The following is a 23,625-nucleotide window of genomic DNA, read 5'->3' on the forward strand; positions in this document are numbered from 1 at the left end:
ATGTCCACCACCCCAGCACCCCAGGCGAAGCGCCCGACCCGTCGGCGCCGCTCAGGATCCTTCATCGGCGCCTACGGGCTTCTTCTCCTGGCGGTCCTCCTCTTCATCGCGTTCTCCGTGATGATGCCGAACACCTTCCTCACGCAGGGGAACTTCAATGCGATCCTCTCCGCGAACACGATCCCCGCGATCCTCGCGCTCGGCGCGATGATCCCGATCGCCACCGGCAAGTTCGACGTCTCGATCGGCTACACCCTCGGCATGGCGCACGTCCTCATGATGGTGCTCGTCGTCAACGGCACCCCGTGGTGCCTCGCGGCGATCCTCGTCATCGCGGGCACGACCGTCGTCGGCGTCGCCAACGGCCTCCTCGTCGAGCTCGGCAAGATCGACTCCTTCGTCGCGACCCTCGGCACGGGTTCCGTCCTCTACGCGATCACGGGCGCGATCACCAACGGCGCCCGCATCGTTCCCGGGCCCGACGGCCTTCCGGCGGGATTCACCGATCTCTACGACTCGAAGCTCGCCGGGATCCCCGTCTCGGCGTGGTACGTCGCGATCATCGCGATCGTCCTGTGGATCGTGCTCGAGCGCACGCCCCTCGGCCGCTACTTCTACGTCCTCGGCTCGAACCAAAGGGCCGCCGACCTCATCGGCCTCCCCTCGCGCCGCTACTCGGTCTACGCATTCGCCACCTGCTCCTTCCTCGTCGGCGTCGCGGGCGTCCTCCTCGCCTCTCAGCAGCAGATCGGCAATCCGTCGGTCGGCGCCGAGTACATGCTCCCGTCCTTCGTCGCCGCGCTCCTCGGCTCGACCGTCATCAAGCCCGGCCGCCCGAACTCCGCGGGCACGATCGTCGCCGTCGCCACCCTCGCGATCGGCCTCGCGGGCATCGGCCAGCTCGGCGCGAACTTCTGGGTCAACCCGCTCTTCAACGGCGTCACCCTCCTCATCGCCGTCGGCCTCGCCGGCTGGAGCGCCCGCCGCAAGATCCTCGCCGGCCAGGCCGCCAACAAGGCCGTTGATCCCGGCATCCAGACCGCTTCGGTCTCCGGCGCCCTCACGCCCGAGTCCGAGCTCGCGGACACGCCCGGCCCCGTCACCCAGGCCGGTCCCGACCTCACCTCGAGCTCCGAGGAGCTCAAGTAGTCCAGCGGCCCGGAGGGCGAGAGCCCCCCGCCCGCGCCAGCAGTACCGACCCTCTGAACCGATCAACCCCGACACAGTTCGCACTAGAAGAAAGGCACCGCAATGAAGCGTCGCCACCCCGCAGTCATCGGATGCGCAGTCCTCTTCTCCGCCGCCGTCGCCCTCACCGGCTGCTCGCGCGGCTCGGAGGCGAAGACCGCGTCCACCGACACCCAGTCCTCGGCCGCCTCCGGCTGCGCCGACGTCGTCGCGACCGCGAAGGCCGCTGTCGACAAGGCCGCAGGTAAGGACGCGGCCTGGGACGGCCCGACGAGCGGTCCGAAGGCCCAGGAGGGCAAGACGGTCGTCTACGTCGCCCAGTCCATGCAGAACCCGGGAGTCGCCGGCGTCGCCGAGGGCCTCCAGGCGGCATCGGACACTATCGGATGGACCCTCAAGACCATCGACGGTCAGGGAACCCCGGCGGGCATTCAGAACGCCTTCAACCAGGCGCTCGCCCTCAAGCCGGACGGCATCATCATCGGCGGGTTCGATCCCAACACGACCGCCGACCAGGTGAACCAGGCGAACAGCGCGAACATCCCGCTGGTCGGCTGGCAGGCCCTCGCGACGCCCGGCCCCTCGGAGAGCCCGAAGCTCTTCTCGAACGTCACGACGAAGGTCGAGGACGTCGCGAAGATCTCCGCGGACTACATCATCGCCGAGTCGAACGGCAACGCCGGGGTCGTGATCTTCACGGACTCGTCGATCCCGTTCGCCGAGGGCAAGAGCCAGATGATCCAGAAGGAGCTCCAGACCTGCTCCTCGATCGAGGTCCTCAAGTACGACAACATCCCGCTCGCGGACGTCGCGAACCGCATGCCCACGGAGACGAGCGCCCTCATCAACAGCCTCGGCGACAAGTGGACGTACTCGGTCGCGATCAACGACGTCTACTTCGAGAACGCCGCCGCGGCCTTCCGCCAGGCCGGCCTCTCCTCGACGAGCGCGCCCGTGAACGTCGGCGCCGGCGACGGCGACGCCGCCGCCCTCACCCGCATCCGCAATGGCGAGTTCCAGAACGCGACGGTCCCCTCGCCGCTGCGCTCCGAGGGCTGGCAGATCATCGACGAGCTCAACCGCGCGATGGCCGGCGAGGCGGCGTCCGGCTACGTCCCGCAGATCCACGTGTCGACGAAGGACAACGGCACGGCCGACAACTTCTGGGATCCGGCGGGCTACCAGGACGCCTACAAGGCGATCTGGGGCAAGTGATCCGATAGTCGTGTGCCGTCGGAGGGCCCGCGCCGCGAGGCGCGGGCCCTCCGTGCTGCCAGTTGTCCGATATCCGTCGCGATTGCACGGATGACCTGGGCCGAAAGACCTGATTCCCGGTTCGAAAACGGTTCCGGTTCACGCTCTCACGCCTAGACTTCAAAGAGCGGGCAAAGGGGCCCGCGCAGTCCTGGAGACGAAACGAGGGAAGCGATGGCGCTCTCCTATGCATTCGGCGTCGGCGCGACGCCGCTCATCACATCCGAGTCCTCCTCCGCCGGCGGCGGGGAGGCGAACCTCATCCTGCCGGACCTGTCGAACACCCTGCTGAGGTGGGGACTCGACGGTCGGACTCTGCTCCTCGCCGGAGTCGTCGTGTGCCTTCTCGGCCTCGGCTTCGGCGTCCTCACCTTCATCAAGCTGAGGCAGCTGCCCGTCCATTCGTCGATGCTCGACGTCGCCGAGCTCATCTACGCGACGTGCAAGGCCTACCTCGTCCGACAGGGGAGGTTCCTCCTCGTCCTGTGGGCCTTCATCACGGCGGTCATCGTCGTCTACTACAAGGTCCTCGTCGGCTTCGGCTGGGGGAAGGTCGCGATCGTCGTCGTTTTCTCCCTGCTCGGCATGGGCGGGTCCTTCTCGGTCGCGTGGTTCGGCATCCGTGTCAACACCTTCGCGAACGCGCGCACGGCCTTCGCGTCCCTGCGCGGCAAGCCCCACGAGGTCCATCGCATCCCGTTGCGCTCGGGCATGAGCATCGGCATGGTCCTCATCAGCCTCGAGCTCCTCATGATGCTCGTCATCCTCCTCTTCCTCCCGCACGACGTCGCCGGCGCCTGCTTCATCGGCTTCGCGATCGGCGAATCCCTCGGCGCCTCGGCCCTGCGCATCGCGGGCGGCATCTTCACGAAGATCGCCGACATCGGCGCCGACCTCATGAAGATCGTCTTCAAGATCGACGAGGACGACCCGCGCAACCCCGGCGTCATCGCCGACTGCACCGGCGACAACGCGGGCGACTCGGTCGGCCCGAGCGCCGACGGCTTCGAGACCTACGGCGTCACCGGCGTCGCCCTCGTCACCTTCGTCCTCCTCGCGGTGCCCGACGTCGCCCTGCAGGCGACGCTCCTCGTGTGGATCTTCACGGTCCGCGCGGCGATGATCCTCGCCGCCTGGGCGGCCTACGGGATCAACGGCGCGTGGGTGCGCTCGAAGTTCGGCGACGCCGACGAACTCGACTTCGAGCTGCCGCTCACGACCCTCGTGTGGCTCACCTCGATCCTCTGCATCGTCCTCGTCTACGCGACGACCTGGTTCGTCCTCGGCGGCCTCGGCGCGGGCCTGTGGCTGCGCCTCGCGACGATCATCACCTGCGGCACGCTGGCCGGCGCGCTCATCCCCGAGCTCGTCAAGGTCTTCACCTCGACCTCGTCGCAGCACGTCCGCGAGACGGTCCGCTCCTCCCGTCAAGGCGGCGCGAGCCTCAACATCCTCTCCGGCGTCGTCGCCGGCTACTTCTCGGCCTTCTGGCTCGGCATCGCGATCGTCGGCCTCATGGGCGCGGCGTTCCTCCTCTCGAGCTTCGGGCTCGGCGACCTCATGGTCGCCCCCGCCGTCTTCGCCTTCGGCCTCGTCGCCTTCGGCTTCCTCGGCATGGGCCCCGTGACGATCGCCGTCGACTCCTACGGTCCGGTCACCGACAACGCGCAGTCCGTCTACGAGCTCTCCCGCATCGAGGACGTCCCCGACGTCGAGGGCGAACTCAAGCGCGACTTCGACCTCGTGCCGCGCTGGGAGCGGGCGAAGTTCCTCCTCGAGGACAACGACGGCGCGGGCAACACCTTCAAGGCGACCGCGAAGCCCGTGCTCATCGGCACGGCGGTCGTCGGCGCGACGACGATGATCTTCTCGATCATCATCGGCCTCACCGACCACCTGACGACCGGCATCGAGAACCTCTCGCTCATGCACGCCCCGTTCCTCCTCGGACTCATCACGGGCGGCGCGGTGATCTTCTGGTTCTCCGGCGCCTCGGTCCAGGCGGTGACGACGGGCGCGAATCGCGCGGTCGCCTTCATTGAGGAGTCGATCCACCTCGACGCGGGCGCCGAGCGCGCGAGCGTCGAGGACTCGAAGCGGGTCGTCGACATCTGCACGCAGTACGCGCAGCAGGGCATGCTGACGATCTTCCTCGCGGTGTTCTTCGCGACCCTGTCCTTCGCGTTCGTCGAGCCCTTCTTCTTCATCGGCTACCTCGTGTCGATCGCCCTGTTCGGCCTCTACCAGGCGATCTACATGGCGAACGCGGGCGGCGCCTGGGACAACGCGAAGAAGGTCGTCGAAGTCGATCTCCACATGAAGGGCACAGCCCTCCACGACGCGTCGATCGTCGGCGACACCGTCGGCGACCCCTTCAAGGACACGTCGTCGGTGGCGCTCAACCCGATCATCAAGTTCACGACGCTCTTCGGCCTCCTCGCCGTCGAGCTCGCCGTGAGCCTGTCCGCGCAGGGCCTCGGCGTGCTCGTCGCCGTCCTCGCGGGCGTCTTCTTCCTGCTCGCGCTCGTCTTCGTCCACCGCTCCTTCTACGGGATGCGGATTCCCGTCGCGGACGAGGAGGAGAGCGCGGCGATCGACGCCGGCGCGTCGATCGAGTCGACCGGTGAGGAGGTCGTGCGATGAGGATCGCGATCAAGTACGACGGCATTCAACTGACGAGCGCCGGAAGGGTCGGCGGCCACGAGGCCGCGGACACCCTCGTGCGGCGACTCCTGAGGATCTTCTCGGACTCCTTCGTCGTCTCGCCGGTCGCGCGCCGGTGCGACGGCTTCGACGCGGTTCCCCTCGAGATGATCGATCCCGCCGAGGCGGTCGTCGTCGTCATGGATCCGCTTGACGCGCCGAACGTCTGGAGGGTCCTCTCCCAGTACGGCGAGGGCGACGTCGAGCCCCGGGTGATGAACTTCGTGTGGCGGTCGATGCCGCCGGATGCGCCGATCGAGAGGGTCGCGACCTTCGCGCTCTCGTGCGCGCTGTTCCCGACCTTCGCGAACGCGAACCGGACGGCGCACGAGATCCGCGAGTTCATGGACCGCTGGACGGTGAAGAAGATCGCCGACAAGGCGCGCCTCAACTGGGTGAATCTCGGATTCCGCATCGATCACATCCGCCCGCGCGAGTACGCGGAGGTGCCGGTCGTCCTCTATCCGTCGATCTACGTGACCCCGGACAAGCGGCCCGACGACTTCTTCGCGGTCGTCGATCGGGTGCGCAAGCAGATCCCCCCTGCGCGTCGACATGCGCCTTCAGGAGGACAACCTCGTGTCCGAGAAGGCGATGGATTACGCCCGCAAGGAGTGGGTGTGGACCGGACCGTTGACGGCGACGCGCGAGTCCTACTGGTCGGCTCTCGCGCGGACGACCGCGTTCCTCGCGACGGCCGAGGACGTCTCCTACGGCCTCATGTACGTCGAGGCGCTCGGCGCGGGCGTCATCGGGATCCTCCCCGATAAGCCGTGGGCGCGGGCCCTCGTCCCCGAGGACTACCCCTTCGTCTTCCGCGATCTCGCGGAGGCCGAGACGATGCTCGCCCGGGCCCTGCGCGAGCCGGAGGCGTGCCGCAGGCAGCTCGACGAGGCGGCAGGCGGCTCCTTCGCCGAGTGGATCGCCGAGCATCACTCCGACGACGCCTTCGATCGAGCGATCCGGGCCGCGGTCGAGGAGTGGTTCGGGCCCGTCGGGTGAGTCCGCTCCGTCGGATGGGGCCCGTACGGGTGGGATGGCGCGCGGCGCTGCTCCCGCCTGGACGGGCCCCGTTCTCCGACCGGGCCGCTTCTCGAGATCGACGAGGGCGGGGCGGTGCTCCTACTTCGCGGGATAGGGGGTCGGCAGGTCCATTCCGCGCTTGTCCATGACCGATCGCAGAACGGTCGGGAAGTCGGAGATGATGCCGTCGGCGCCCGCGTCGATCTGCGCCGCCATCGTGTCCGGATCGTTGATCGTCCACGGGACGACGGCGAGGCCGGCGGCGTGCGCGTCGTCATGATCACCGGGGACCACCCGACGAGCGTCGCGCGCATCGCCGCCGACCTTGGAATCGCCGACGAGGACGAAAGGGCCCTGTCGGGACTCGAACTCGACGCCCTCGACGAGGCGGGCCTGCGCGAGGCCGCGAGGAGGACCTCCGTCTACGCGCGCGTCGCCCCCGAGCACAAGCTCCGCATCGTCGACGCCCTGCGCGCCGACGGGAGCGTTGTCGCGATGACGGGGGACGGAGTCAACGATGCCCAGCCCTCAAGGCCGCCGACATCGGCGTCGCCATGGGGGTCACCGGGACGGAGGTGACGAAGGAGGCGTCGACGATGATCCTCGGCGACGACGACTTCGCGACGATCGTCGCCGCGATCCGGCAAGGGCGCGCGATCTTCGACGACATCCGGAAGTTCATGCGCTATCTGCTCAGCTCGAACATGGGGGAGATCGTCACGGTCTTCGCGGGCATCGTCCTCGCGGACGCCCTCGGCATCCGCGGCGCCGCGGATGCCGGCCTCGCCGTGCCGATCCTCGCGGTGCAGATCCTGTGGATCAATCTCGTCACCGACTCGGCGCCCGCGCTCGCGATGGGCGTCGATCCGGAGACGGAGGACGTCATGGCCCGCCCACCCAGGGGGGTGCGGCGATCGGATCGTCGACCGCGCGATGTGGGCGAGGATCCTCGTCATCGGCGCCGTCATGGGCCTGGTCTCTCTCGCGGTCCTCGACCTCCTCCTGCCCGAGGGGCTCCTCCCGTCTTCGCTCGCTCCCGGCGGGACGACGGATCTGCGGACGGCCCGCACCGCAGCCTTCACGACGCTCGTCCTCGCCCAGCTCTTCAACGCCCTCAACTCCCGCTCCGATCTGCGATCGGCCTTCGTCGGGATCTTCGATAACCGGTGGCTCTGGGGCGCGATCGGCATCGGCGTCATCGCCCAAATCGCGGTCGTCCACCTTCAGATTCTCCAGGCGGCGTTCGCGACCTCGTCGCTCAGCGCCGCCCAATGGGCGGTGTGCGCCGGGGCGGCGTCCCTCGTCCTGTGGATCGAAGAGGCCGTGAAGGCGGTGCGCCGCGCGGTCCGCCGGTCCGCACGCTGAGAACGCGGAGCGTCGAGGGCCGCACCGGCTCAAGCTTGTCGCGGGGCGCCGTCGCGCCCCGACGCATCCATTCGGGGAGGAACGCATGATCAGGGTCGCGATCAACGGCTACGGCAATCTCGGACGCGGCGTCGAGAGGGCCGTGAAGAAGAACGCGGACATGGAGCTCGTCGTCGTATTCACACGGCGCGACCCCGCGTCCCTCGAGACGCTCGGCGCACCCGTCGCGAGCGTCGACGAGATGCCCGAATGGGCCGACCGCGTCGATGTCTGCCTCAATTGCGGGGGGTCCGCGACGGACCTCGCCACCCAGGGGCCGGCGACCGCCGCCTTCTTTTCGACGGTCGACTCCTTCGACACGCACGCCCGCATCCCCGAGCACTTCGCCGCCCTCGACGCGGCGTCCCGCGAAGCGGGCACCCTCGCCCTCATCTCGACCGGCTGGGATCCGGGCCTCTTCTCGATGCTCCGCGTCCTCGGCGACGCGGTCCTGCCCGACGGCGCGTCGACGACTTTCTGGGGGCCCGGCGTCTCCCAGGGCCACTCGGATGCGATCCGCCGGATCGACGGGGTCCTCGATGCCCGCCAGTACACGCTTCCCGTCGCCGACACGGTCGAGGCCGTCAAACAAGGGCTCGAGGTCGAACTCACCACCCGCTCGATGCACACGCGCGACTGCTACGTCGTCGCCGCAGACGGCGCCGATCTCGAGCGCATCGAGCGCGAGATCATCGAGATGCCGAACTACTTCGCCGACTACGACACGACCGTGACCTTCATCAGCGCCGAGGAGATGGCGGCCGAGCACGCGGGTCTCCCGCACGGCGGGACCGTCATCCGTCGTGGCGAGACGTCCGACGGCGTCGGCCAGAGGATCGGCTTCGATCTCGCCCTCGACTCCAACCCCGAGTTCACCGGCTCGGTCCTCGCGGCGATGGGCCGGGCCGTCGCCCGCATGGCCGCGCGCGGTGAGATCGGCGCCCGCACCGTCTTCGACCTCACCCTCGCCGACCTCTCGAGCAAGGACCCGGAGGAACTGCGCGCCCACTGGCTCTGACGCCCCGGCTCCGACAACGTCGCGCCCCGCCCTCGTCGATGACGAGGACGGGGCGGCGCGTTCGCATGAGGGGAGGGGAGGAGCTACTCCCTCCCGAGGTCCGCGGTCGCCGGGCCGACCGCGGGGGCCTTCGTCCAGAGCTTGTGGCCGATCCACAGGGCGAGGAAGAAGGGGATCCCGATGAAGGGGAGGAGGAGCTCGGCGAGCGAGGCGCCCGAGGTGAGAGGGCCGTAGGCCTGGCCGATGACGATCGCGATGCAGGCGATGAGGGCGGCGATCGCGCCGGCGGGGAAGAAGCGGGCGCGGTACGGGAGGGAGTCGAGGGGGACGCCCTGGGCGGCGAGCGCCTTGCGGAACTTGTAGTGCGACCAGGAGATCCCCATCCACGTGAGGAAGCCCGCGAGGGCCGACACGGTGAGGAGGAACTCGTACGCCCTGCCGTCGCCGACGAGGGAGGTGATGAAGCCCGCGAGCCCGACGAGGGTCGTGGCGATGAGCGCGTTCATCGGGACTTGGTGGGTCGAGAGCCTCGTGAGGAACGCGGGCGCGTGGCCCTTCTCGGCGAGGGCGAAGAGCATGCGCGTCGACGCGTAGAGGCCGGAGGTGCCCGCGGAGAGGACGGAGGTGAGGATGACCGCGTTCATCAGGGAGGCGGCGGCGAGGATGCCCGCCTTGGCGAAGACGAGGGTGAAGGGGCTGACCGAGATGTTCGACTCGGAGGAATTGAGGAGGTTCGGGTCGGTGTAGGGGATGAGGAAGCCGATGACGGCGATCGCCCCGATGTAGAAGAGGAGGATCCGCCAGAAGATCGTGCGGATCGCCCGCGGGATCGTGCGTCCGGGGTCCTCGGCCTCGCCGGCCGCGACGCCGATGAGCTCGGTGCCCTGGAAGGAGTATCCGGCGACGAGGATGACGAGGAAGACCCCCTCGGGTCCGCCGACGAAGGGCGCGTCGCCCCTCGTCCAGTTCGCGGCGCCGGGGGCGTCGCCGATGATGCCGACGATCATCGCGATGCCGAGGATGAGGAAGACGACGACGGCGACGACCTTGATCGTCGCGAACCAGAACTCGGATTCCCCGTAGGCGCGGGTCGAGAGGGCGTTGATGCCGAAGAGGATGAGGAGGAACAGGCCCGACCAGACGATCGAGGGGACGGTCGGGAACCAGTACTTCATGACGAGGGCCGCGGCGACGAGCTCGGCGGCGACGGTGATCGCCCAGTTGAACCAGTAGTTCCATCCCATCGCGAACCCGAAGGAGGGAGAGACGAAGCGGCGCCCGTACTCGCCGAAGGAGCCGGAGACCGGGAGGAACGCTGCCATTTCGCCGAGCGACTGCATGATGAGCCACACCATGAGCCCGACGATCGCGTAGGCGAGGAGCGCGCCGCCAGGGCCTGCCTGGGAGATCGTCGCGCCGGAGGCGACGAAGAGCCCGGTGCCGATCGCGCCGCCGATCGAGATCATCGTGAGGTGGCGCGATCTCAAGGAGCGGCGCAGGCCGTTCTCGTTCGACGGGGCGGGGGCGGTGGTCGCGGAGGAGGCGGGCGCCTCGACGGCGGTGGAGCGGGACATGATGTCGTCCTCGATTCGGCGTTCATGCGCTCCTCCCGGGCTGGGAGGAGTCGCCGAGGGTCAAGAGTCGGCCATACGACGGGCGAATTCAAGGAGAGCGCGCGTGATTCTCAGCGCACGTCGGCCACCGCGGACCGCCCTCGCGCCGGTACTCTCGACCTCACGGGGATCGGCCGAGGAAGGGCGGGGAGGACATGGATTTCGCGCATCTCGCCCTCGTCTGCCTCGTGGCGATCCTCGGGCCCGCACTGTCCCTGTCGAAAGTGGTCCGCGTCCCCGTCGTCATCGGCTTCGTCCTCGGCGCGACGGGTTTCGGGATCCTCCGCTCCGAGGACCCGGTGTTCTCCTTCCTCGCGGAGATCGGCTTCGTCCTCGTCATGTTCGTCGCCGGCTCCGCCGTCCCGATCGAGGGGATCGTCGCCTGCGCGAAGTCCGGGCGCCCGCTCGTTCGGGCGCTGCTCGTCGGCGTCCTCGCCGTCCCGATGGGGATCGGGCTCGCCCACGTCATCGGCTCCTCGCACGGCGCCCTCTACGCGGTCCTCATTGCCTCGTCCTCCGCGTCGATCGTCCTCCCGATGCTCGAGGGGGTAACGAACTCCGGGCGCTCGCTCACCGAGATGATCCCGCAGATCGCCGTCGCGGACGCCGCGTGCATCGTCCTTCTGCCGCTCGTGGCGGACCGGGCGAACCTCGGGCGGTCGCTCCTCGGCACGGGCCTCGTCCTCGGCGGCGGCCTCGTCGGCTTCGTCCTCCTCGACCGGCTCGAGAAGACGGGGGCCCAGCGCGCCGTGCACGACGTCTCGGGGGAGCGCGGCCTCGCCCTCGAGCTCCGCTTCCTCCTCACCGCGGTCTTCGCGCTCGCGGCGCTCGCGGAGGCGACGGCCGCGCAGATGGGCGTGCCGATCGCCGCGGTCGCGATGCTCCTTCGCAGCGGCACCGCGCTTCCCGGCGAGAGCGCGGCGATCCTCCTCGGCGCGGTCCTCACGATCGCCGCGACCGCCCTGCTTTCCGGTCCCGTCCATCGCATCGCCGAGGACGAGGCCGCCGCCCTCGCCTAAGGCGAGCGGCCGCAACGTCGCTCACAGGAGGCCCACAGCGCGATCCGACCGTGCGATCAGGGCGCCCGCTTACCTTCGGTCGCATCGACGGGGTCACGGTGGCCCCGCGAACGGACACCGGGAGGCGCCATGAGCATCGCGATTCGACCGATCGAGGGCACGAGCATCGCCGACGAGGAGGACCTGCGCATCCTCTCCGAGAGCTTCGACGAGGCGGTCGCCGCCCTCTACCTCGTCCCCAGCGACGAACTCCTCGTCTTCTCCTTCGACGGCGCCGATGCCGAGGTCCTCGCCGATGAGGCGGGGCTCGCAGCGAACGTCTCGTCCTTCGAGGAGCGGCTCACGACCGCGCGCATCGGCCTCGCGGTCCTCGACGAGCGCGCCGCCGCCGAGGATTTCCTCATCGTCTGGGAGCAGCCCGTCGTCGCCTGACGAGGACGGGACGGATTCTCGTCCGAAGGGAGACGTCGAGGCGACGCGCGGGGAAGGCCGCGCATCGGCTCGCGCGGGCGGGGCATCGACCGCGACAATTCCCCTATGGCACGCTCCGCTCAGCCCGTTCTGCGTCCGACCGGCGCGCCGGTCGACGATTTCCTCGAGGGACTTGCCGATCGGCGTCGCGAGGAGGCTCGCGCTCTCATCGCGATGATGCGCTCGCTCACCGGCGAGGAGCCGGCGATGTGGGGGCCGAGCATCATCGGATTCGGCTCCGTCCACTACCGCTACGAGTCGGGCCGCGAGGGCGACATGCCCGCCGCGGCATTCAGTCCTCGAACGGCCCGTCTCACCGTCTACATCCCCGAGGGATTCCACGCCTACGGCGATCTGCTCGACGCGCTCGGACCGCACGCGATCGGCGCGTCGTGCCTCTACCTCACGAGTCTCGCGAGAGCCGACGCCGACGTCCTCGCAGAACTCGTCGGCGCCTCCTACCGGTACCAGCTCGCGCACTCCGCTCCGGCGGAGGTCACCGCCCCGGCCTCGTCGATGAAGGCCGACGGCCGGACGATCGGCGGGGGAGCGGACGACGACGGCGCGGCCGTGAAGCCGACGACGGTCGAGGAGTACATCGCGCAGATCCCCCCGAATGCCCGCCCGCTCTTCGACGAGCTCCGCTCGCCCGTCCGCGCCGAGGCGCCGGACGCCGCCGAGGTCCTCTCCTACGGGATCGTCGGATAGAAGACGAACCCGAAGAAGGGCGCGCGGGTCTTCGTCTCCGGCTGGGCCGATCACGTCGCCCTCTACCCGGTGCCGCGTGAGCCCGAATGGGCCGAGGAGCTCGCCCCTTATCAGCGCGGGAGAGGGGAACCCTGTGGTTCCCGCTCGACAGGCGGCTGCCCGCAGACCTCATCCGCAGGGTCGTCCGGGCGCTCATCGTGCGCTGAGCGCCCGAGCGACCAGAGTCGGCGATTCGCCTCGTATCAGCCGGTGATACCGACCCGTTTGCCCAACCAGTCCAGCGCGTCGGGCAGCGCGACCGACCACACCGACCACGAATGCGTGCCCGGGTAGGTCCGCATCTCGACCTCGAGGCCCGCGGCCTTCGCGGCCGCCGTGAGCTTCTCGACGCCCGGCTTGTACCCGGTGTCCTGCGCGCCGACGGAGAGAATGCCGGCGACCCCGGAGTAATGGGTCTTCGCGAAGAGGGAGAGCGGGTCGTTCGCCTCGTAGGCGTCGAGCGATCCGCCGAAGCCCTTCGCGACCGTCCGCGCTTCGGATCCGAGCGTGGGGTGGAGTTCGGCCGACATCGCGAGGAACGAGTGGAAGACCGGGTGGGCTCCGGTGCGCGCGACGACCTGGAGCGTGCACGTTCCGCCGTTCGAGAGGCCGCCGATCGCCCAGTGCGAATGATCGGCGGAGACGGGCAGGTTCGCCGCCGCCCACGCGGGCACGTCCTTCTCCAGGTAGTCGGCGACGTTCCCGAGGTCGGCGTTCGAGCACAGGGGGTTCTGGACTGCGGACCCCAGTGGGTCGACGACGAGGACGATCGGCGCGAGGCCGTCGTGCGCCGCCGCCCAGGCGTCCATGGATTGGCGAAGGCGCCCGGCGGTGAACCACTGCTTCGGCTCGCCGGGCTGACCGGCCATGAGGACGAGGAGCGGGAGCTTCGGCGCGCCCTGCACGGTCGCGGCGGGGGGAAGGTAGATCCACGCGGTGCGCGGGTGGAAGCGCGGATCGGAGGCGGGGACGTCCGCGGTGTAGAGCCGTCCGGTGACCGGCATCGACGAGGGCGCGGTCCACGACTTCTCGAGTGGACCGGTCGGGTCGGCGCCCGAGGTCGCGGCGTCCGCGCTCGTGTACTTCTCGGCCTTCAGACCGAGGCCCAGGGCGGAGCCGAGCGTGTAGTAGGCGGCGAAGTGCGTGTTGATGCCGATGCCGGCGGCGCCCGCGGCGACGGCGATCGCGGCGAGCGCCCCGATCGAGCGGAGGACGGGGCGTCCGCGCCGCGAGGGGCGCGAGGACGACGAAGCCCGGGAGGCGGCGCGGGAGGCGCCCGAGCGAGACGATGCGCGACGCCGCCGGGCCGATCCCAGAAGAGCCGCGGCGATCGCCTCGAGTGCGACGAGGACGACGACGGAGACCCACACCCACACCGTCGTGCCGACGCCGTCGGCGAAGGGATGCCAGACGACGTCGACGCCGAACCACAGGGCGAGGCCCGTCAGCGCGGCTGCGGCGAGAAATGCGAGGTGGGTGCGCGGGCGGAGGCGGCGCGTCGAGACGAGCCAGAGGACGAGGAGGAGTGCGACGACGACCCCGATCGCGCCGGGCAGCGCACCGGGACCGAGCAGCGGAATCCGATCGAGAACGGCGCCCATGCGTCGACCTCGCTTTCAGGTGGGGTGTACTGCCGCGGAGCCTACTCGTTCTTCATGAGCTTCTGCGCGAATCGCGCGGCGTCGATCGGCCCGAGGTCGGGGAGATAGGCGCGGCCGATCGCGACGCCGACTGCCGGGATGTCGAGGCCCTCGGGGAGCGCGAGGTAGAGGGGCTCGAAGCGCGGCTGGAACTTCTTCTTGAAGAAGAGGAGCGAGCGGAATCCGTAGACCGGTTCGAGGAGTCCGCCGACGTAGTCGAGGACGGGGGCGAATCGTTGCGCGGACTCGGTGTCGAGCTCGGGATCCTCGGGGGCGAGGCCCGAGTGGGCGAGAGGGGCTCCGGACAGGGAGAGGATCTGGAGGCCCTCGTCGCGGGCGGCAAGGGCGGCCGATCCGATGAGGAACTCGATGACCGGTCGGAACGAGTTGTCCCTGCGCCGCATGACGTCGAGCGTGAGCCCGATGAGCTCTCCGTCCTCGTAGACCGGCAACCACGAGGTGACCGCGTGGACGGTTCCGTCCTCGTCGATCGCGAGGAGCAGGCGCGTCGATTCGTCGTCGATCTCCGCGAGGGAGCCGAGCGTGAACCCCATTTCGGGAAGGGCCTTCTCGTTGGCCCAGGCGTTGGAGATCGCGCGGATCTGATCGCGCACGCCCTCGGGCGCGGAGGGGAAGGTCGTCCATTCGGCGCGAATCCCCTCCTTCTCGGCGCGGTTGAGCGCGGTGCGGACGTCCTGGAACTTCTTGCCGGTGAAGGCGAGTCCGGGAAGGTCGATGACGGCCTCCTCGGCGACCCGGATCGTCGTCCACCCGAGGTCGCGGGCGGCCCTCGCGGTGCGGGCGTGGACGGAGTAGAGGGCCGGGATCATCGAGTGCGCGGTCGCGAAGTCGGCGAAGGCGGAGACCGTCCGGCCGACGTCCTCGGGGGAGGCCGCGGGGTCGGTGATCGTGAGTGCGACGCCGGAGGTCGACCGGTAGGTGACGAGGGCCGACCCGTCGTCTGCGAGCCAGCGCTCGTTGCCGGGCCATGTGAGCATCCAGCCGAGCGAGCCCGCGCCGACCGAGCGGACGAACTCCTTGGGGTCCATCGCCTTCGCCGAGGGGGCGGAGGCGACCTCGGGAGCCGAGGAGAAGAGGAGGAGCGCGGCGATCGTCCACACGGCCCACACGGCGAGGGGCGCCCACTCGACGAGGAGACCCCCCGCCCAGGTCGCCGGCAGAAGCGTCGGCACGAGGAGGGTGAGGGCCGAGGGCGGAAGGAGGCGCGCCCCGAAGTTCGCGAGGAGGAGTCCCGCGGTCGGCTCGGGAACGGTCGCATGAGGCGCGGAGAGCCCGCCGAGCAGGACGAGGAGTCCGATCGCGAGGGTCGCGCCGAGGGCGGTCGCGGCGCCCTGTCGCACGGAGGCGCGCGTCGAGCGGATTGCGAACCACGAGCGATTGGAGACGACGAGGGCGATCATCGCGGCAGGCACGAGGACGGGGACGATGAGGTGGGACAGCGGGGTCGGCGGGAGGACGATCTGCGCGGGAACGTTCGTGCCCGATTCGATGGAGAACTGGACCGGGGCGAGGAGGACGCGTGCGAGGGCGAAGAGGCCGATCGCCGCCTGGAGGACGATCGTCGCGACCGCGGCGATGCGACGCCCCTTCATGAGGCCCCAGGCGAGCGCGGCCTGGAGGGCGAAGGGCATGAGGATGAGGAGCGCCGGGGCGACGCCCTTCGTCCTCACGGCGGAGAGGGCCTGCTGGCAGGTCGCGTCGCTCGCGGTGGCGCACAGATGCTCGATGGAGTCGGCGCTGAGATCGCCGGGGTTGATGTCGAGGCCGGCCGTCGAGAGCGGCCCGACCGCGTGCGTCGAGAGGGCGGCGAGAACCGTGCCCGCCGAGAGCGTGAGGACGACGAGGGCGGTCGCTGAGCGTCCGCGGTGGCGCGTTCCGACGAGCGAGCGTCCGTCGCGCCCCTTCGGGCCGACGAGAAGCCCGATGATGAGGCCGATGACGGCCCCGGCGAGCCCGCCGACGCCCTGCGGGGTGCCGCCGAATGCGACGAGGACGAGGAGCGAGGCGAAGAGGAGTGCGCGCAATCGCAGGCGGCCGAGTGAGCCCATCCACGCCGATCCGGCGGCGGCGACGCCGACGAGGCCGAAGACGGCGGCGACGAGCGGGGTGCGCCCGGCGTGCGCCTCGCCCCAGCTGAGTCCCACGGCCGTGAGGATCGCGTGCGTCGCCTGGACGACGAGGATGCCTCCGATCGACGAGGCGGCGAAGGCGGCGAGCCACTTCCTCGCGCCCATGGACGCCTCGAAGAGGCCGCCGATGATCGCGAAGGCAAGGGCGAGGGAGAGACCGACGTGCCACGTGGGGGTCGTCCACACGCCGAAGACGAGGGTCCAGAGGCGCAGTGGTTCGGCGGCTCGCGCCTCGAGCCATTCGGACTCGGTCTCGAGACCGCCGAGGTGGGAGAGGAGGGAGACGACGAGGACGGAGGCGCCGAAGCCGACGGACGCGGGGACGCGCCGCGCGCGCCGGAGGACGGCGCGGAAGGCTCTGACGACGGCGGTGGTGGAGGGGCGCGCTGCGGCGGGTGAACTCACTTCGACCTCTGCGATTGCGCGGCGGTGCCCGAGGGCGCCGCCGTCGTGGATGGATGAGAACGATTCTACGCAACCGCGCCTGGGCGGGCGCCGAACGGACCCTGATCGTCCCCTGATACGTCACGGAGGGCGCGTCGGGCCGGCAGGTGCTGCGGCCGCGTCAGGAGCAGACGGCGATCGGGCCGCGCGGACCGTCGAGGATCTCGATCTCCGTGTCGAAGATCTCCTTGAGGAGGGCGCTGACGAGGATCTCTCCGGGCGTGCCCTGGGCGGCGACTCGTCCGTCCTTCATCGCGATGATCGCGTCCGCGTAGGCGGCCGCAACGTTGATGTCGTGGAGGACGATGACGACTGTTCGACCGAGCTCGTCGGCGGCCCGCCGCAGCGTGCGCATCATCCGGATGGCGCGCGCCATGTCGAGGTTGTTGAGCGGCTCGTCGAGGAGGACGTACTCGGTGTCCTGGGCGAGGACCATCGCGACGTACGCGCGCTGGCGCTGGCCGCCGGAGAGCTCGTCGAGGAAGCGGTCGGCGATCGGCGCGAGATCGAGGAAGTCGAGCGCCCGCTCGACGATCTCGAGGTCGTCCGCGCCGAGACGTCCCCTCGAGTGGGGGAAGCGCCCGAATCCGACGAGCTGGCGAACGGTGAGGCGCGAGACGAAGTGGTTCTCCTGGCGCAGGATCGCGAGGATTGTTGCGAGGTCCGCGGACTTCGTCGTCGCGACGTCCAGGCCCGCGACTTCGATCGCGCCGTCGTCCAGCCCGAGGAGTCGGCCGATCATCGTGAGGAGCGTCGACTTGCCCGCTCCGTTCGGGCCGACGAGGGCGGTGATCCCGCCGCGCGGGATCTCGAGGTCGATCGGTCCGATCGAGATGTCGGACCCGTAGGACTTGAGGGCGGAGTCGACGCGGATCACAGGCGCCCCTTTCGCAGGACGTGAAGGAGGAAGGCGGTCCCCCCGACCGCCTCGATGAGGACGCCGACCGAGCCCTGCGCGTAGAGGACGTGCTTGAGAACGAAGTAGGCGCTCCCGAGGACGACGACGCCGACGAGCGCGGAGAGCGGGAGGAGACGGGAGTGGCGTGAGTGCCCGCGAGCTCGTAGGTCGCCATGGCGACGAGGAACCCGAGGAAGGACATCGGCCCGACGAGCGAGGTCGAGACCGCCATGAGGACGGCGACGAGGAGGAGCGTGCGGACCCGGGTCCTCCTCGCTTCGACTCCGAGGCCGATCGCGACCTGCGGTCCGAGCGCGAGGACGTCGAGGGAGCGCGACTGGGCGATGAGCGCGAGGCCCGCCGCGAGGGCGAGCGGCGCGGCGAGCCCGAGCCTTTCGAGGTCGGCGTTCGCGATCGAGCCGATGAGCCGGGCGCTCAGCAGGTCGAACTGGGTCGGCGTGAGGAGCCGCTGCATGTAGGCGGCGCCCGCGCCGAGTTCCGTGCCGAGGACGATTCCGACGAGGAGGGTCCGATGAAGGTCGGCGAGACCGCGACCGAGGAGCGACCCGAAGAGGAGGGCCGCGAAGGCGACCATGAGCCCCGCCTGGAGGAGGTACTCGACCGCTCCCGGGATCCACGAGAGCCCCGCGGCGCCGAAGGCGAAGACGACGGAGGTCTGGACGAGCCGGTAGAGCGACTCGAACCCCATGATCGAGGGGGTGAGGATCCGGTTCGCGGTGATCGTCTGGAAGGCGACGGTCGCGATTCCCTGGCACCAGGCGACGACGAGAATCGCGCCGAGCGAGGAGGCGCGCAGGACCGCGATCCGCCGGAATCCGTCGGACCTGAAGGGCATCGGGTTGTCCCAGGCGAGGATTCCCGCGCACGCGAGAAGGGCGACGAGGACGAGGCCCGCGACCGTGAGGCGGTGGCGGCGGGCGGCGGGCGCGTCGACGAAGACCGAGGGGTCGAAAGCGCCGTGCGTCTTCGCGGGCCGTTCGGAGGGGGAGCCCCGGCCTCGTCGATGGGAGTGCGCGGCGCGCGGGAGGGAGCGGGGCGGGAGGCGAGGAGCTCAGGCACGGTCGGCCCCCCTGAGGAGGAGGGCCGTGAAGACCGCGGCGCCGAGGATCGCGAGGATCGTGCCGACCGGGATCTCGAAGGGCATGACGACGAGGCGTCCGACGATGTCGCACGCGGTGACGGTGCCGGCGCCCACGAGGAAGACCCAGGGGAGGTTCGCGCGCAGGTCGTCGCCGCGGATGAGCGAGACGATGTTGGGGACGATGAGTCCGAGGAAGGGGAGGTTTCCGATGACGACCGTGACGATCCCCGTCACCATCGCGACCATCGCCGTGCCGAGGAGGACGACGCGCCCGTGATCGACGCCGACGCTCGTCGCCACGTCCTTCCCGAGACCTGCGATGGTGAGGCGATCGGCGACGATGGCGATGCCGGCGAGGACGAGGAGGATCGCCCAGACGGGCTCGTACTGGCCCTCGATCGCCGAGGCGAAGGAGCCCATGAACCACGCGCCCATCGACTGGAGGGCGTTCGTCGCGAGCGCGAGCCAGGTGGAGGCCGCGCCGACGCCGCGCCGAGCATGATCCCGATGATCGGGACGACGAGGGAGGAGGTGTCGCGGATCCTCGAGAGGATCGCGAAGAAGAGCATCGTCCCTCCGAAGGAGAAGACGATCGCGAGCGCCATCTTCACGACGATCGGCGCGCCGGGGAATACGACGAGCGCGATGAGGAGCCCGAGGCCCGCCCATTCGGTCGTCCCCGTCGTCGTCGGCTCGACGAAGCGGTTGCGGGTGAGGAGCTGCATGACGAGGCCCGAGACGGCGAGCGCGGATCCGGCGAGGACGAGGCTCGCGGTCCGCGGGATCCGGGTGAGCAGGAGCATGCGGGCGCGCTCGGGGGCGATCGTCACTTCGCCGCTTCCATCGCGTCGGCGATCTGTGAGAAGTACGTCGTGTACATCTGGATCGACTCGTCGAGGTAGGCGGTGGCCGGCATCGCGAGGATGCGCCCGTTCTTCACGGCGTCGACGTTCGCGAGGGCCGACGTGCTCGCGAGGACCTGCGCCGCCGGGGCCGGCGTCGAGCCGTCCTGGGAGCCGACGGCGGCGTCGCGGTCCATGACGAGGATCCAGTCGGGGTTCGCCGAGGCGATCGCCTCGACGGAGACGTCGTCGCCCTGGTGATCGGTCGAGCCCTCCGCCTCGAGGGCCGGAGTGAGCCCGAGGACCGAGTAGACGGGGCCGAGGGTGCGGCCGGTGACGGGTGCGGCGTAGTTGATCTCCCCGCCCGACACGATGACGGCGAGGACCGTCTGGCTCGGGTCGTAGGCGGCCCTCACCCGGTCGATCGACTCGGTGAAGTCCGCGACGGTCCGGGTCGCGGCGTCCTCCCTGTCGAAGATCGTCCCGAGGAGCGTCGTCACGCGGATGAGCTCGGAGTCGAGGGGCTCGTTCTCGTCGATGTCGGTGTCGACGAGGGCGGCGTCGGGGACGAGCTCGGCGATCGCGTCGTACTGCTCGCGGAAGCGCTGGCCGTTGAGGACGAGGTCGGGCCGGACCGCGACGAGGGCCTCGAGATCGGGCTCGCGGTGGGAGCCGAGGTCGACGACGCTTTCGTCGTTCTTGTAGACGGAGTCGGACGCGATGATCTGGCGGGGCGCGGCGACGAGGTCGATGCCCCAGGCCTGAAGGGTCGCGAAGATCCTGTTGTCGGTGGCGACGACGGCCGCCGGTCGGACGGGGACCTCGACGGGGCCGCGCAGGTCCTCGACCGTTCGGGTCGTGGCGGTCGCGGACGAGTCGGCGCTCTGGGAGGCCGTGGATTGGGCGTCGGCCGATTGGGCGGGCTGGGCGCCGGCCGAGGAGCAGGCGGCGAGGGAGAGGACGACGAGCCCGGAAAGGGCGAGTGCTCCGCGCCCGTCTCAGGATTCGGGCGCGTCCTCGGCCCGCAGGCGCGGCACGGACGCCTTCTCGGGGTTGACGCCGACCTTGTCCGCGTAGAAGGCGCGGATGACGTCCATGTCCGCCGCGACATCGCCCGTCAGACGGATCGTCGGGCCCCACCCGAAGGTCCGCGTCGAGGCGTCGACGAAGCCGAGCGCCACCGGGAGATCCGCCCCGGTCGCGATCCGGTAGAAGCCGGACTTCCAGTAGTCGCGCGGCGACCTCGTCCCCTTCGGGGTGAGGACGATCGTGAAGCGGTCCTCGGCGGCCGCCCGCTCGATCACCCGGGAAACGAGGCCGTGGGCGCCGGAGCGGTCGACGGGGATCCCGCCGATCCAGCGGACGAAGGGGCCGAGGACCGGCGTCTTGACGATCGAGTCCTTGACGAGGAACACGAAGGGCCGCTCGATCGACCAGAAGCTCAGCGCCATGAAGACGCCGTCCCAGTTCGAGGTGTGCGGGGCGCCGATCACCATGGTCGCGTCCTCGAGCGGCTCGTGGACGAAGGTCCACCGCGAGAAGGCGAGGTAGGCGCGGGCGATGAACTTGCGGATGCGCATGGTCAGAGCTCCTCGGCGCGAATGGAGACGGAGAACCCGGCGGACTCGCCCGCCCGGATCCTCATGACGCGGTCGCGGACGTTCGCGGATTCGACGCAGAGGAAGCCGGGCCAGGCGTCATCCTCGACGTCGGAGAGGGCGGCCGCGCCCTCGTCCCACGGATTCCAGATGATCGTCGAGCCCGAGCCGGACTTCTCGACGGCCTTCCAGAACGCGGTGTCCGCGACGCCGTGCGGGCCAGCCGGCTCGGCGAAGGGGGCGCGCGACGGTACGGGGGAGAAGGAGAGGAGATGCGCGCCGAAGGGGGTGAGGGTCGCGGTCGACCCGGCCCCCTCGAGGGCGATCGTGGATGGGGTGCTCACGGGCCCAGACTAAGGGCTTTCGCGTGTCCGATGTCGCAGCGCCCGCCAGGGGAGGGCCGTGTGCGAGCGACTAGACTCGACGGTGCTCAACCGCGCCGCCCGGGCGCGAAGAATCGAGGAGTTCCCATGCCCGTTCGCCAGGACCTGCGCAATGTCGCGATCGTCGCACACGTCGACCACGGCAAGACGACGCTCGTCGACGCGATGCTCTGGCAGTCGGGCGCCTTCTCCGATCGCGACACCGTCGAGAAGACCGGCGAGCGCGTCATGGACTCGGGCGACCTCGAGCGCGAGAAGGGCATCACGATCCTCGCAAAGAACACCGCGGTCCACTACCGAGGTCCCGCCGCGCAGAGGCTCGGCCTCGCCGACGGCGTGACGATCAACGTCATCGACACCCCCGGGCACGCCGACTTCGGCGGCGAGGTCGAGCGAGGCCTCTCGATGGTCGACGGCGTCGTCCTCATGGTCGACGCCTCCGAGGGTCCGCTCCCGCAGACCCGCTTCGTCCTCCGCAAGGCCCTCCAGGCCCAGCTCCCGGTCGTCGTCGTCGTCAACAAGGTCGACCGCCCGGACTCCCGGATCGACGAGGTCGTCTCCGAGACGACCGACCTCCTCCTCTCCCTCGGCGAGGACCTCATGAACGACGGCGTCGACGCTGACGTCGACTCGCTCCTCGACGTTCCCGTCATCTACGCCTCCGCGAAGTCGGGCGTGTGCTCGCTCGAGAACCCCGGCAACGGGAACCTCCCGACCGAGGACCTCGAGCCCCTCTTCGAGACGATCCTCAGCCGGATCCCCGGCCCGTCGTACGAGGAGGGCGCGCCCCTCCAGGCGCACGTCACCAACCTCGACGCCTCGCCCTTCCTCGGTCGTCTCGCGCTCCTGCGCATCCACAACGGCACCCTGACGAAGGGCGCGACCGTCGGCCTCGCCCGTCACGACGGGACGATCCGCACCGTCCGCGTCACCGAGCTCCTCCGCACCGAGGGCCTCGAGCGCGTGTCCGCCGAGTCCGCCGGCCCCGGCGACATCGTCGCCGTCGCCGGCATCGAGGACATCACGATCGGCGAGTCCCTCGTCGACCTCGAGGACCCGCGCCCCCTCCCGCTCATCACCGTCGACGATCCGGCGATCTCGATGACGATCGGCATCAACACCTCGCCGATGGCCGGCCGAGTCAAGGGCGCGAAGGTCACCGCCCGCCAGGTGAAGGACCGTCTCGATCGCGAGCTCGTCGGCAACGTCTCCCTCAAGGTCCTCCCGACCGACCGCCCCGACGCGTGGGAGGTTCAGGGCCGCGGCGAGCTCGCGCTCGCGATCCTCGTCGAGCAGATGCGCCGCGAGGGCTTCGAACTCACCGTCGGGAAGCCCCAGGTCGTCACCAAGGACATCGAGGGCGTCCGCAACGAGCCGATGGAGCGGATGACGATCGACATCCCCGAGGAGTACCTCGGCGCCGTCACGCAGCTCATGGCCGCCCGCAAGGGCCGCATGGAGACGATGGCGAACCACGGCTCGGGCTGGATCCGCCTCGAGTTCGTCGTCCCGGCCCGCGGCCTCATCGGCTTCCGCACCCGCTTCCTCACCGAGACGCGCGGCACCGGCATCGCCTCGTCGATCGGCGACGGCTACGCCCCCTGGCAGGGGCCGATCGAGCAGCGCCTCACCGGCTCGCTCGTCGCCGACCGCGCCGGGCAGGCGACCCCGTACGCGATGACGAACCTCCAGGAGCGCGGCTCCTTCATCGTCGAGCCCGGCTCCGAGGTCTACGAGGGCCAGGTCGTCGGCGAGAACCCGCGCGGCGAGGACATGGACGTCAACATCTGCCGCGAGAAGAAGCAGACGAACACCCGCTCGGCGACCGCCGACGTCTACGAGTCGCTCACGCCCTCGCGCAAGCTCACCCTCGAGGAGTCCCTCGAATTCGCGGCGAACGACGAGTGCGTCGAGGTCACGCCCGAGGCCGTCCGCGTCCGCAAGGTCGTCCTCGACGCGCAGGAGCGCTTCAAGATCGCCGCGCGCGAGCGCCGCGGCCAGATCCAGAAGTAGTCCGGCTCTTCACAGTTGGGGGTGTAGTCGGTTGTCAGTGCCCTACACGACCTGCATCGCCGTCTCGGCGGAGTTGGCGGGTGGGGAAGGTCGTCGAGTGTGCGATCCAGGTGGC

At 70.0% G+C, this 23,625-nt stretch carries 22 protein-coding genes and 3 pseudogenes; 13 read left to right on the forward strand and 12 right to left on the reverse strand.

The window, feature by feature from the left end; genetic code table 11:
• The 3 genes from DY157_RS01485 (at position 1) to DY157_RS01495 (ending at position 5,085) form a co-directional block, all read left to right on the forward strand.
• Positions 1–1,149, forward strand: a complete 1,149-nt coding sequence (locus DY157_RS01485) for an ABC transporter permease (protein ID WP_115726909.1) — start codon at positions 1–3, stop codon at positions 1,147–1,149.
• Between the two features lie 102 nt (positions 1,150–1,251).
• The gene (locus DY157_RS01490) at positions 1,252–2,403 is read left to right on the forward strand and encodes a substrate-binding domain-containing protein (protein WP_115726910.1); all 1,152 of its coding nucleotides are present in this window, start codon (positions 1,252–1,254) and stop codon (positions 2,401–2,403) included.
• A 213-nt stretch (positions 2,404–2,616) separates the two neighbouring features.
• Positions 2,617–5,085 carry a sodium-translocating pyrophosphatase gene (locus DY157_RS01495; RefSeq protein ID WP_115726911.1) on the forward strand — a complete coding sequence of 823 codons (2,469 nt, stop codon included), beginning with the start codon at positions 2,617–2,619 and terminating at the stop codon, positions 5,083–5,085.
• A 25-nt stretch (positions 5,086–5,110) separates the two neighbouring features.
• On the opposite strand, the gene DY157_RS11640 is transcribed toward DY157_RS01495, so the two are convergent.
• On the reverse strand, positions 5,111–5,560 hold the full coding sequence (locus DY157_RS11640) for a hypothetical protein (protein WP_235827032.1): 450 nt from the start codon (positions 5,558–5,560) through the stop codon (positions 5,111–5,113).
• A gap of 140 nt (positions 5,561–5,700) precedes the next feature.
• Between DY157_RS11640 and DY157_RS11645 the strand changes: the two genes are divergently transcribed.
• The gene (locus DY157_RS11645; protein ID WP_235827033.1) at positions 5,701–6,147 is read left to right on the forward strand and encodes a hypothetical protein; all 447 of its coding nucleotides are present in this window, start codon (positions 5,701–5,703) and stop codon (positions 6,145–6,147) included.
• Positions 6,148–6,267: 120 nt separating this feature from the next.
• Here the strand turns inward: DY157_RS11645 and DY157_RS11550 are convergent, their stop codons facing one another.
• Complete coding sequence (locus tag DY157_RS11550; protein ID WP_115727869.1) at positions 6,268–6,462, reverse strand: glycerophosphodiester phosphodiesterase; 195 nt, start codon at positions 6,460–6,462, stop codon at positions 6,268–6,270.
• On the opposite strand from DY157_RS11550, the gene DY157_RS11555 reads away from it, so the two are divergent.
• The 4 genes and pseudogenes from DY157_RS11555 to DY157_RS01515 all read left to right on the forward strand — a co-directional run bounded on the left by DY157_RS11555 (position 6,433) and on the right by DY157_RS01515 (position 8,590).
• Positions 6,433–6,747, forward strand: coding sequence for an HAD family hydrolase (locus DY157_RS11555; RefSeq protein WP_218938039.1), 315 nt, complete (start codon positions 6,433–6,435; stop codon positions 6,745–6,747). The two genes, DY157_RS11550 and DY157_RS11555, sit on opposite strands and share 30 nt — an antisense overlap.
• 101 nt (positions 6,748–6,848) lie before the next feature.
• A pseudogene (locus tag DY157_RS11855) lies at positions 6,849–7,019 on the forward strand (hypothetical protein); the annotation flags it as partial.
• Positions 6,943–7,533 carry a cation-translocating P-type ATPase C-terminal domain-containing protein gene (locus tag DY157_RS11655; protein WP_328587394.1) on the forward strand — a complete coding sequence of 197 codons (591 nt, stop codon included), beginning with the start codon at positions 6,943–6,945 and terminating at the stop codon, positions 7,531–7,533. The pseudogene DY157_RS11855 and the gene DY157_RS11655, both read left to right, overlap by 77 nt.
• 85 nt (positions 7,534–7,618) lie before the next feature.
• The gene (locus DY157_RS01515) at positions 7,619–8,590 is read left to right on the forward strand and encodes a diaminopimelate dehydrogenase (RefSeq protein WP_115726912.1); all 972 of its coding nucleotides are present in this window, start codon (positions 7,619–7,621) and stop codon (positions 8,588–8,590) included.
• An 83-nt stretch (positions 8,591–8,673) separates the two neighbouring features.
• Here DY157_RS01515 and DY157_RS01520 read toward each other — a convergent pair whose 3' ends face one another.
• Complete coding sequence (locus DY157_RS01520) at positions 8,674–10,164, reverse strand: amino acid permease (RefSeq protein WP_115726913.1); 1,491 nt, start codon at positions 10,162–10,164, stop codon at positions 8,674–8,676.
• Positions 10,165–10,358: 194 nt separating this feature from the next.
• Here DY157_RS01520 and DY157_RS01525 point away from each other — a divergent pair, with 194 nt between their 5' ends.
• From DY157_RS01525 to DY157_RS01535, 3 genes are all read left to right on the forward strand, one after another.
• Positions 10,359–11,222: a cation:proton antiporter gene (locus tag DY157_RS01525; RefSeq protein ID WP_115726914.1), complete on the forward strand. Its 864-nt coding sequence runs from the start codon at positions 10,359–10,361 to the stop codon at positions 11,220–11,222.
• 129 nt (positions 11,223–11,351) lie between these two features.
• Positions 11,352–11,654 (forward strand): hypothetical protein, encoded by a 303-nt coding sequence (locus tag DY157_RS01530; RefSeq protein ID WP_115726915.1) that lies wholly within the window; start codon positions 11,352–11,354, stop codon positions 11,652–11,654.
• A gap of 105 nt (positions 11,655–11,759) precedes the next feature.
• Positions 11,760–12,401 carry a DUF1801 domain-containing protein gene (locus DY157_RS01535; RefSeq protein ID WP_115726916.1) on the forward strand — a complete coding sequence of 214 codons (642 nt, stop codon included), beginning with the start codon at positions 11,760–11,762 and terminating at the stop codon, positions 12,399–12,401.
• 242 nt (positions 12,402–12,643) lie between these two features.
• On the opposite strand, the gene DY157_RS01540 is transcribed toward DY157_RS01535, so the two are convergent.
• The 3 genes from DY157_RS01540 to DY157_RS01550 form a co-directional block, all read right to left on the reverse strand.
• Entirely contained in the window at positions 12,644–14,041 is a 1,398-nt protein-coding gene (locus tag DY157_RS01540; protein ID WP_115726917.1) for an alpha/beta hydrolase, read from the reverse strand.
• 41 nt (positions 14,042–14,082) lie between these two features.
• Complete coding sequence (locus DY157_RS01545; protein WP_160159393.1) at positions 14,083–16,635, reverse strand: DUF2156 domain-containing protein; 2,553 nt, start codon at positions 16,633–16,635, stop codon at positions 14,083–14,085.
• 160 nt (positions 16,636–16,795) lie between these two features.
• Positions 16,796–17,551, reverse strand: a complete 756-nt coding sequence (locus DY157_RS01550) for an iron ABC transporter ATP-binding protein (RefSeq protein WP_115726919.1) — start codon at positions 17,549–17,551, stop codon at positions 16,796–16,798.
• A 20-nt stretch (positions 17,552–17,571) separates the two neighbouring features.
• Between DY157_RS01550 and DY157_RS11560 the strand changes: the two genes are divergently transcribed.
• Entirely contained in the window at positions 17,572–17,721 is a 150-nt protein-coding gene (locus DY157_RS11560; protein ID WP_218938041.1) for a hypothetical protein, read from the forward strand.
• Positions 17,722–17,774: 53 nt separating this feature from the next.
• Here the strand turns inward: DY157_RS11560 and DY157_RS11945 are convergent.
• From DY157_RS11945 to DY157_RS01575, 6 genes and pseudogenes are all read right to left on the reverse strand, one after another.
• A pseudogene (locus DY157_RS11945) lies at positions 17,775–18,428 on the reverse strand (iron chelate uptake ABC transporter family permease subunit); the annotation flags it as partial.
• 216 nt (positions 18,429–18,644) lie between these two features.
• Entirely contained in the window at positions 18,645–19,109 is a 465-nt protein-coding gene (locus DY157_RS11860) for an iron chelate uptake ABC transporter family permease subunit (protein WP_268876481.1), read from the reverse strand.
• Positions 19,110–19,222: 113 nt separating this feature from the next.
• Positions 19,223–19,477: pseudogene (locus DY157_RS11865) on the reverse strand (iron chelate uptake ABC transporter family permease subunit); the annotation flags it as partial.
• A 23-nt stretch (positions 19,478–19,500) separates the two neighbouring features.
• Positions 19,501–20,355 (reverse strand): siderophore ABC transporter substrate-binding protein, encoded by an 855-nt coding sequence (locus tag DY157_RS01565; protein WP_268876494.1) that lies wholly within the window; start codon positions 20,353–20,355, stop codon positions 19,501–19,503.
• A 159-nt stretch (positions 20,356–20,514) separates the two neighbouring features.
• Positions 20,515–21,096, reverse strand: a complete 582-nt coding sequence (locus tag DY157_RS01570; RefSeq protein ID WP_115726920.1) for a 1-acyl-sn-glycerol-3-phosphate acyltransferase — start codon at positions 21,094–21,096, stop codon at positions 20,515–20,517.
• Positions 21,097–21,098: 2 nt separating this feature from the next.
• The gene (locus DY157_RS01575; RefSeq protein ID WP_115726921.1) at positions 21,099–21,458 is read right to left on the reverse strand and encodes an aldose epimerase family protein; all 360 of its coding nucleotides are present in this window, start codon (positions 21,456–21,458) and stop codon (positions 21,099–21,101) included.
• A gap of 126 nt (positions 21,459–21,584) precedes the next feature.
• Between DY157_RS01575 and typA the strand changes: the two genes are divergently transcribed.
• Entirely contained in the window at positions 21,585–23,510 is a 1,926-nt protein-coding gene (gene typA, locus DY157_RS01580; protein ID WP_115726922.1) for a translational GTPase TypA, read from the forward strand.
• Positions 23,511–23,625 lie beyond the last annotated feature (115 nt).

Origin of the sequence: Actinomyces culturomici, from assembly GCF_900499005.1 — a bacterium.
In the GTDB taxonomy this organism is placed as follows: domain Bacteria; phylum Actinomycetota; class Actinomycetes; order Actinomycetales; family Actinomycetaceae; genus Pauljensenia; species Pauljensenia culturomici.

Coding starts and splice junctions, on each gene's coding strand:
- DY157_RS11645 (WP_235827033.1), top strand. CDS start 5,701: ATGCGCCTTCAGGAGGACAACCTCGTGTCCGAGAAGGCGATGGATTAC.
- DY157_RS01525 (WP_115726914.1), top strand. CDS start 10,359: ATGGATTTCGCGCATCTCGCCCTCGTCTGCCTCGTGGCGATCCTCGGG.
- typA (WP_115726922.1), top strand. CDS start 21,585: ATGCCCGTTCGCCAGGACCTGCGCAATGTCGCGATCGTCGCACACGTC.
- DY157_RS11860 (WP_268876481.1), bottom strand. CDS start 19,109: ATGGGCGCGTGGTTCATGGGCTCCTTCGCCTCGGCGATCGAGGGCCAG.
- DY157_RS01570 (WP_115726920.1), bottom strand. CDS start 21,096: ATGCGCATCCGCAAGTTCATCGCCCGCGCCTACCTCGCCTTCTCGCGG.
- DY157_RS01515 (WP_115726912.1), top strand. CDS start 7,619: ATGATCAGGGTCGCGATCAACGGCTACGGCAATCTCGGACGCGGCGTC.
- DY157_RS01520 (WP_115726913.1), bottom strand. CDS start 10,164: ATGTCCCGCTCCACCGCCGTCGAGGCGCCCGCCTCCTCCGCGACCACC.
- DY157_RS11655 (WP_328587394.1), top strand. CDS start 6,943: ATGCCGGCCTCGCCGTGCCGATCCTCGCGGTGCAGATCCTGTGGATCA.
- DY157_RS01490 (WP_115726910.1), top strand. CDS start 1,252: ATGAAGCGTCGCCACCCCGCAGTCATCGGATGCGCAGTCCTCTTCTCC.
- DY157_RS11640 (WP_235827032.1), bottom strand. CDS start 5,560: ATGCGGAATCCGAGATTCACCCAGTTGAGGCGCGCCTTGTCGGCGATC.
- DY157_RS01535 (WP_115726916.1), top strand. CDS start 11,760: ATGGCACGCTCCGCTCAGCCCGTTCTGCGTCCGACCGGCGCGCCGGTC.
- DY157_RS01530 (WP_115726915.1), top strand. CDS start 11,352: ATGAGCATCGCGATTCGACCGATCGAGGGCACGAGCATCGCCGACGAG.
- DY157_RS01495 (WP_115726911.1), top strand. CDS start 2,617: ATGGCGCTCTCCTATGCATTCGGCGTCGGCGCGACGCCGCTCATCACA.
- DY157_RS01540 (WP_115726917.1), bottom strand. CDS start 14,041: ATGGGCGCCGTTCTCGATCGGATTCCGCTGCTCGGTCCCGGTGCGCTG.
- DY157_RS01485 (WP_115726909.1), top strand. CDS start 1: ATGTCCACCACCCCAGCACCCCAGGCGAAGCGCCCGACCCGTCGGCGC.